The sequence below is a fragment of the Pseudomonas sp. LA5 genome, from assembly GCF_028640825.1.
GTDB classification, from domain to species: Bacteria; Pseudomonadota; Gammaproteobacteria; order Pseudomonadales; family Pseudomonadaceae; genus Chryseomonas; species Chryseomonas aestiva.
The window spans coordinates 62,832-71,217 of the sequence record NZ_JAQYZY010000021.1 but is presented as its reverse complement, the minus strand read 5'-3'; the positions used below and the strand labels follow the sequence as shown (position 1 = coordinate 71,217).

Genomic DNA, 8,386 nt, shown 5'->3' with positions numbered 1-8,386 from the left:
ATCAGCAGCGGCCGCAGCAGTCTCGGCCTGAATGAAGTCATGGTCATGCAAGAACTCCGCACCCGGTCTGATCCCGGGATCTGTAGCGTCATGGGGAAGTGAAGAGCGGGCCATGGAGGCGTTCGAGGCGAGCCCAGGCGGCGATCTGCGCCCGCTGGGCGAGCAGGTACTGCCCCCGCGCCGCAATGAGGACGCGCTGGGCTTCGAGCACATCCAGCTGGGCAAAACGACCCAGCGAGAAGCCGCGCGTGAGGTCATCGACCGTGCGCTGGCCCGCTGGCAGAACGCGGTTGCGCAGGTCGTCGACGTCAGCCGATGCGCTACGCCAGTCGCGCAGTGCCTGAAGGGTTTCGGCCTGAACCTGCAGCTCGGTCGCTCGCTGGAGATCGCGGGCCTGATCGGCACGACTGGAGGCCGCGAGCAGGTTGCCCTGGTTGCGATCGAACAGCGGCAGCGGAAGCGAGAAGCCCACCAGATTGACCCGCTCCCCCTCAAGCTCGTCGTACTGACTGCCAAGGCTCACCCGCACGTCCGGATAGCGCTGGCTGCGCTGCAGATCGACGTCGGCATCCCCGGCGGCGACCTGCCGCCGGGCCTTGAGCATCGCCGGCGTCTGGCGGATGGCCTGCAGCAGCCGGGCTTCGCCGGGAGGTGCGGGCAGACGATCCAGGTCACCGACCGGCTCACCGAGCTGGGTGACGGAGAGACCCAGGTAGCGGGCGAGAACCTCACGTGCGTTGTCGCGTTGCTGCAGGGCATGCCTTAGCTCCAGCCGCTGGGTGACTTGCTCCACCTCCGCGCGGATACCCGATACCGGCGAAAGCTTGCCCGCTCGAATCTGTGCCCCTGAGCTGTCCAGGCTGCGCTGGGCCAGCGCCTGCGATTGCTCGGCGAGCCGTACCCCTTCTTCGGCCAGTAGCAACTCGTAAAAACCCTGGATGATGTCCGCCCGCAGGGCATAGCGCCGCGCCTCGAGGTCCGCATCGACCACGCCAGCGTTGGCCTCGGCCACCGCCACCCGCGCGGAGCGCTTGCCGCCCAGTTCAAAGGGCTGGGTGAGCGTGAGGCTGCGGGTCTGGCTGGCAGAGCGCGTGTCCTCTACCTCGAAGGCGAGCTCGGGGTTGGGCAGGAGGCCTGCCTGTTGACGGGCACCTGCGGCTGCGGCGGTCTCCTGGCGGGCCGCCAGATAGTCGGGATTGTCGCGGAGGGCCTGGAACAGCGCCTGCTCCAGAGTGAGCGATGAGGCCTGGACCGGACCGCCGGCGAGCAGCAGACCCAGCCCCAGGACCAGCCCCGGCAGGCGCGATGGCGTGGGATGTCGACAGAGAGGAAGTAACGGCACGACAGCGGCTCCTGTGCAGAAGGCGCGACGCCTGAAGGGAACGTCGCTCGATAGCGGAGCCGACTCTAGGGAGCGCCACCTATCGCGCCGGTGACGCCAACATTACAAAGCTGCAAGGAAGTTGCCGCGATACAGGTATACCGGCAGGCTTGGCCGCTTGACCCTCTAGCGACTTCAGGCTTCAGCCTGCGCCGCTTCCTCGACACGACCGATACCGACGATGCGCCTACTGATAGTGGAAGACGAAGCCCGCGCTGCGGATTACCTGCAGCAGGGCCTCAGGGAGAATGGCTATGTGGTCGATCGCGCCGCGACCGGGATCGATGGCTTGCATCTGGCCCTGCAGCAGGACTACGACCTGATCCTGCTGGACATCAATCTGCCGACGATGGATGGCCTGGAGGTCCTGGAATTGCTGCGCCGACGCAAGCAGACCCGGGTGCTGCTGCTCACCGGCCAGAGCCGCACCAGCGAACGCGTGCGCGGACTGGACGCTGGCGCTGACGACTATCTGACCAAGCCGTTCGAGTTTCCGGAATTGCTCGCCCGCATCCGCGCCCTGCTGAGGCGAGGCGAAACGCGGGTGGTCAGCGATACCCTGCAACTGGCTGATCTCGAGCTGCACCCCTTTCGCCATCGCGCCTTTCGCGGTGACCAGCGCATCGACCTGACCAGCAAGGAATTCGCGCTGCTTCACCTGCTCATGCAACGCCAGGGCGAAGTGCTCTCGCGCACCGAAATCATCTCACGCGTCTGGGACATGAATTTCGATTGCGACACCAATGTGGTGGAGGTCGCCGTTCGACGCTTGCGGATGAAGGTCGATGAGCCCTTCGAAGAAGCCCTTATCCATACCGTACGCGGCGTCGGCTATGTGATGGAGCGTCGCTCATGAGACCCATGAGCCTCGCCCTGCGCCTGGGGCTCATCGTCACCGGCGTGGGCTTGCTGCTGGCCGTCGTTCTGGTCGTCCTGGTGTACGGCGTCCTGGACCGTGAGCTGGATAAGCGCGCTGCCGATCAATTACAGGCCAAAGCAGGGCAGATCCTGCACAGCCTCGAAGAGCGGCCCGCCGATTCCAGTGCACCCTGGCAGCATGCGCTTGCCGACGCGCTGCTGGGCCACGAGGAGCTATCGGTCACCGTGCTGTCGGCTGCGGAAGACACCCCCCTGTATGGACTGGGCTCCCACGCCTACGCCGATGAGTTACGACCAGGCCGCTGGCCGGATGCCCAGACCCTGGCCTGGCACTCAGATGACGGCCACGACCTGTTGACTGTCCGAACCAGCCTGGCCATTCCGGGGCTACCGCCACTCCAGCTGCTGCTGAGCCAGGATCGCAGCAGCGACAGATTTCTGCTGGATGCCTTCCTCCGCGCGGCTCTGATAAGCCTGCCGATTCTGCTGCTGCTGATCGGCGCCGCAGCGTGGTGGACGGGCTATCAGGGCCTTGCACCCTTGCGGCGCTTCCGCCGTACCGCCCGGTCGATCACTACCCGACAGCTCACCTTGCGGGTCGACGACACCAACCTGCCTGCAGAAGTGGCTGAGCTGGCCACTGCGCTGAATACCATGCTGGAGCGCCTCAACGCCGGGGTGCAGTTGCTCGACCGCTTTGCCGACGACGTTGCCCACGAGTTGCGTACGCCGCTCGGGATCCTCATTGGGCGTACGCAGATGATACTCAGCCGGAAGCGTGACGAGACCGCTTATCAACAGGCGCTGGAAGAGTCCCTGGACGAGTTGGATCGCTTGAGCCGAATCGTCACCGACATGCTGCTGCTCGCCCGCCTGGACAGTCACGAACCGCTGAATTCGTTGAGCAAGGTGGCTGTCGAGCAAGAGGCGCTCAGGGTTTGCAGCCTGTTCGAAGCCTATGCCGAGGCGCGCGATATAGACCTCGCAGTTACGGGGCAGCTGCGCGTCAAAAGCGACCGATTGATGATCCAGCGGGCATTGTCGAATGTGCTCTCGAACGCTATCCGACACGCTGATCCGGGAACGCCAGTGACCGTGCAACTGCTCCAGCAAGAGGATGGCGGGGGGCAGGTCACTGTGATGAACCAAGGATCGCCCTTAGATCCGGACGAGTTGTCGAAGGTCTTCGAGCGCTTCTACCGGGCTGGCGACCGTCAAACAGGTGGCAGCGGCCTGGGATTGGCAATCGTCCGAGCGATCATGACGTCCCACCAGGGGTGGGTGCAGGCCGAATGTCACGCGGGAAGTACGAGTTTCACGCTGACATTTCCTTCGCCAGTTACGCCCCTGACCAGCCACGATGCCCAGGGTGGCCCTGAACGCCGTTAATACTGGCGATCTTCTTCGGTTGCCACACCTGCTATGGCCCGCCAGCGTGGCCCCAACCGATCAGGCGTCGCCCCATGCCCCGACCTCGTACTTGACGGCTCCATACCCCGAGCAGGATTGCCCGGCCGTGCCTGCAGTCAAGGCATCCAAGATGGGACATGACCGCTGCTCACCATGCCCTGGACATACCGCGCGCGCCCTCTTCAGAACCCCAGCTGTCGCGGTCGTTTTGTCGAGTAGCGAAAGGTCATGGTTTCAGGGCTTGAGCAGGAAAGCTTCGACCAGCCGTCCTGGTCCCTGATCGAGCCGAATGCTGTGATGCGCCCCTACGTGCCCTGGACGTTCATGGCAACACCCTGCCCGCTGGAAGTGATCAGGCACGGTCAGCAGGATCAGGCAAAACGCGTCAACCTCCCCGCCCGTGGGCAGCGATCGCCCAGCGCTCAGGCGTCGGACTCGCCGGTGTCCTCTCCCATGGCGTTGATATTGGAGAAACGCTCGACCAGAAAGTCGATCAGGCTGCGCACCCTGGCCGAGAGGTGCAGCTGTTGCGGGTAAACCGCGTAGATATCCGCCTGCTCGGTCTGGTCTTCCAACACCACCCTCAGGCGCCCGCTGCGTACATAGCGGGCGATATCCCATTCGGAGCGCTGCAGAATCCCGTAGCCTTCCAGGGCCCAGTTCAAGGCCACCTCCCCATCGTTGCAGCTCAGGGCACCGTGGATCTTGATATTTTGCGTGCGCCCGCCGTTGTTGAAATTCCAGACGCCGTAGGTCGCTTCGTTCTGCCGCAGGAAAATGCAGCTGTGGTCTTGCAGGTCCGTGAGCCGGGAGGGGCTGCCATGCTTTTCCAGATAGAGGGGGGAGGCGCATAGCAGTCGGCGATTGGAGGCGATCTTGCGGGCATGGAACGCCGCGTCGGGGAGGTTGCCGATCCGAATGGCCAGATCGAAACCATGGGCGGCAAGATCCAGCGGATGATCGCTGATCTCCAGCTGCACCTTGACCTCGGGATAGCGCGTATGAAAGGCAGCGAGGGCCGGGCCGATATAGCGGCGGCCAAAACCCAGGGTCGCATTGACTCGTATCAGGCCCTTGGGGGTCGCGCGACAGCTGCTGACCAGCTGCTCCACCTCATTGATCTGCGTGAGGATGCGCTCGGCATGGTTGAAGTACATCTCCCCCTCGGCCGTCAGGCTCATGGACCGGGTTGTCCGGGTGACCAAGCGAATGCCCAGGCGGGCTTCGAGCGCACTCAGACGCTTGCTCACCGCTGGCGGGGTCACCCCCAGTTCCCGAGCGGTCGCTGCCAGGCTGCCTTTCTCGGCAAGCAGATGGAAAAAAGCGAGATCAAGGGTCTGGCTCATTAGTAACTCAAAGTTAATTAAGTAGTGATTTTGAGGCACTCACAGGGTCGCGATCACTACATATACTCCTCCCACACTCTGCTGAACAGCCTGCGATCAACCATCCCGCACCAGTCGGCTTAGTTGAGCCAGTTAAAAGCGCCATCAAAACTCCCGCAATTCCAGCGGAGTGTATTGGACTGAGCCAGATAATGGGATCCAAGACCAGTAACGACTGCCGAAGACGTTCGACGTTGAACCTCACCCTATTGAAAGCGGCTCGCACCGAGGCCTTTAACTTCGATAGAGGAGATGTGCGTGCTGGTACTGATTGATCACTGACCGTCTTCAATCGTGCGAGGCAATACTTCAGACATCTCGCGACCGGTCGAAAGCCGGTTACCCGATGTCTCCTGACAAAAATAAAAATTCAGGAGTTAACAATGAAAAAAGCGCTCGGAAAACTCTACGTACAGGTGTTGATCGCAGTAATAGCCGGTGCTCTTGTCGGCGTGCTGTTTCCTGAAACAGGGGCGGCACTGAAACCCCTGGGCGATGCCTTCATCAAGCTCATCAAGATGCTGTTGGCGCCGGTCATCTTCCTGACGGTAGTGACCGGCATCGCCGGCATGGAAAACATGAAGGAACTGGGACGGGTCGGCTTCCGCGCCCTGATCTATTTCGAAGTGGTTTCCACCCTGGCGCTTGTCGTCGGCCTGGTGGTCGCCAATGTATTGAGGCCCGGCAGTGGAATGAATGTCGACGTCACGACCCTGGATACTGCAAGTCTCAGCAGCTACGCCACGGCCGCCAAGCATACGTCGGCCATGGACTTCCTGATGGGCATCATTCCCAACACCATCGTCGATGCCTTCGCGAAGGGCAACGTGCTGCAGATACTCCTGTTTTCAGTCTTGCTAGGGGTGGCCCTGGCCAATGCCGGGCCGCGGGCGAAACTCTTCGTTGACACGCTCGACAGCCTGACGCAAGGCATGTTTCGGATCGTCAGCATGATAATGCGCCTGGCGCCTATCGGAGCCTTCGGCGCGATCGCCTTCACCATCGGCAAATACGGCTTCGGCTCGCTGTTTTCGTTGGGCAAGCTGGTGGCTTGCGTCTATCTGACCTGCGCGGTGTTCGTGATTTTCGTACTGGGTCCGATCTGCCGATACAGTGGCTTCAGCCTCTGGAAGTTCCTGAAGTACATCAAGGAAGAACTGTTCACTGTGCTGGGGACCTGCTCATCCGAATCGGTGTTGCCGCAGATGATCTCGAAAATGGAGAAGGCCGGTGTATCCAAGCCGGTGGCAGGACTCGTCATTCCCTCAGGCCTGACCTTCAATCCTGATGGGCAAGCCATTTACTACACAATTGCCGCCATCTTCATCGCCCAGGCGACCAATACCCCGCTGACCTTGACCGATCAGCTGATCGTGCTGACCGTTCTGATGTTTACCTCCAAGGGGTCCGCGGGCGTGGCCGGGGCAGGCTTCATCATCCTCACGGCGACCCTGGCTTCGCTCGACACCATCCCGGTGGCCGGCATGGTGCTGCTGTTGGGTGTGGATCGCTTCATGTCCGAGGCGCGGGGCATTACCAATACGATCGGCAATGGGGTCGGAACGATGGCCATCGCCAAATGGGTGGGCGCTTTGGACACGGCCAAAATGAATAGAGCGCTTGATGGCGAAGACCTGGAAGAAACTCGTGATGCTGCGCGCTCCGAGACCGCCAGATCGGCGACGTCATCGAGCGAGACGCTTGTGCAACTACCCGATGTTACAAGTCGGGCGCTCAAACATTAATAAAGATCTGACTGCCCTTTATTAAGCAGCCTCACGTCGGCGTCTGCTCCGCACAAAGATTGTGTTCATTACTTGTCGATGAAAAACACGTTCTTGTTGTTCGATTCGATCTAAGAGCCAGTTTTCTGGCATACAAAAAACTCAAGGCAGGATAATGCGATGGTTAGCCGAACGCTTTACGACAAACTTTGGGATTCGCATCTGGTGAAACAGCGCGACGACGGCTCGGCGCTGCTCTACATCGACCGTCACATCATTCACGAAGTGACCTCGCCCCAAGCCTTCGAAGGCTTGCGGCTGAGCGGCCGCGCGCCCTGGCGTGTCGATGCCAACATCGCGACCCCGGACCACAACGTGCCAACGACAGCTGAGCGCAAGGGTGGCATCGCCGCCATTGCCGATCCGGTTTCGCGTCTGCAAGTGCAGACCCTCGATGACAACTGCGACCAGTACGGCATCACCGAATTCAAGATGAACGACGTTCGCCACGGTATCGTTCATGTCATCGCTCCGGAACAGGGCGCCACCCTGCCGGGCATGACCGTGGTCTGCGGCGATTCCCACACCGCTACCCACGGCGCCTTCGGGGCGCTGGCACACGGTATCGGCACCTCCGAAGTCGAGCATGTGCTGGCGACCCAGTGCCTGATCGCCAAGAAGATGAAAAACATGCTGGTTTCCGTCGATGGCCAATTGCCATTCGGGGTGACCGCCAAGGACATCATCCTCGCAATAATCGGCAAGATCGGTACCGCCGGGGGTAATGGCCACGCCATCGAGTTCGCGGGCAGCGCCATTCGGGCCTTGTCCATCGAAGGCCGCATGACCATCTGCAACATGGCGATCGAGGCCGGCGCCCGCGTAGGTCTGGTAGCGACGGACGAAAAAACCATCGCCTATATCAGGGGCCGCCCGTTCGCCCCGAAAGGCGCGGAGTGGGATATGGCCGTCGAAGCCTGGAAAGACCTGGTATCTGATGCCGGCGCCCGCTTCGACAAGGTGGTCGAACTCGACGCCGCGCAGATCAAGCCGCAAGTCAGCTGGGGCACTTCGCCGGAAATGGTCCTGGCCGTAGACCAGAACGTTCCCGATCCGGCCCAGGAGGCGGACCCGATCAAGCGCGACTCCATCGTCCGTGCCCTGAAATACATGGGTCTGACCGCCAATCAGGCGATCACCAACATCCCGCTCGACCGCGTGTTCATCGGCTCATGCACCAATTCGCGGATCGAAGACCTGCGGGCTGCGGCCGTGATCGCCAAGGGCCGCAAGGTGGCTTCGACCATCAAGCAGGCCCTCGTCGTGCCGGGATCAGGTCTGGTGAAGGCCCAGGCCGAAGCGGAAGGCCTGGACAAGATTTTCCTCGACGCCGGTTTCGAATGGCGCGAGCCAGGCTGCTCGATGTGCCTGGCAATGAATCCGGACCGCCTGGAGTCCGGCGAGCACTGCGCCTCTACGTCCAACCGCAATTTCGCCGGGCGCCAGGGAGCCGGTGGTCGTACCCACCTGGTCAGCCCGGCCATGGCCGCCGCTGCGGCGGTGAACGGTCGCTTCGTCGACGTCCGTGACCTGATCTGATCTGAAGG

6 protein-coding genes are annotated in these 8,386 nt (G+C 61.8%); 4 read left to right on the top strand and 2 right to left on the bottom strand.

What is annotated here, in order from left to right:
* Positions 1-88 precede the first annotated feature (88 nt).
* Positions 89-1,342 (bottom strand): TolC family protein, encoded by a 1,254-nt coding sequence (locus PVZ72_RS04530; RefSeq protein WP_273861308.1) that lies wholly within the window; start codon positions 1,340-1,342, stop codon positions 89-91.
* 220 nt (positions 1,343-1,562) lie between these two features.
* Here PVZ72_RS04530 and PVZ72_RS04525 point away from each other — a divergent pair, with 220 nt between their 5' ends.
* Together PVZ72_RS04525 and PVZ72_RS04520 are read left to right on the top strand one after the other, a co-directional pair.
* Positions 1,563-2,237 carry a heavy metal response regulator transcription factor gene (locus tag PVZ72_RS04525; RefSeq protein ID WP_273861307.1) on the top strand — a complete coding sequence of 225 codons (675 nt, stop codon included), beginning with the start codon at positions 1,563-1,565 and terminating at the stop codon, positions 2,235-2,237.
* Positions 2,238-2,242: 5 nt separating this feature from the next.
* Positions 2,243-3,649, top strand: a complete 1,407-nt coding sequence (locus PVZ72_RS04520; RefSeq protein WP_273861306.1) for a heavy metal sensor histidine kinase — start codon at positions 2,243-2,245, stop codon at positions 3,647-3,649.
* A gap of 443 nt (positions 3,650-4,092) precedes the next feature.
* Here the strand turns inward: PVZ72_RS04520 and PVZ72_RS04515 are convergent, their stop codons facing one another.
* A complete protein-coding gene (locus tag PVZ72_RS04515) occupies positions 4,093-5,016 on the bottom strand; it encodes a LysR family transcriptional regulator (protein ID WP_187981382.1) in 924 nt (307 codons plus the stop codon).
* 422 nt (positions 5,017-5,438) lie between these two features.
* On the opposite strand from PVZ72_RS04515, the gene PVZ72_RS04510 reads away from it, so the two are divergent.
* A complete protein-coding gene (locus tag PVZ72_RS04510) occupies positions 5,439-6,800 on the top strand; it encodes a dicarboxylate/amino acid:cation symporter (protein WP_273861305.1) in 1,362 nt (453 codons plus the stop codon).
* A 159-nt stretch (positions 6,801-6,959) separates the two neighbouring features.
* Positions 6,960-8,378, top strand: coding sequence for a 3-isopropylmalate dehydratase large subunit (gene leuC / locus PVZ72_RS04505; RefSeq protein ID WP_273861304.1), 1,419 nt, complete (start codon positions 6,960-6,962; stop codon positions 8,376-8,378).
* Positions 8,379-8,386: the final 8 nt, after the last annotated feature.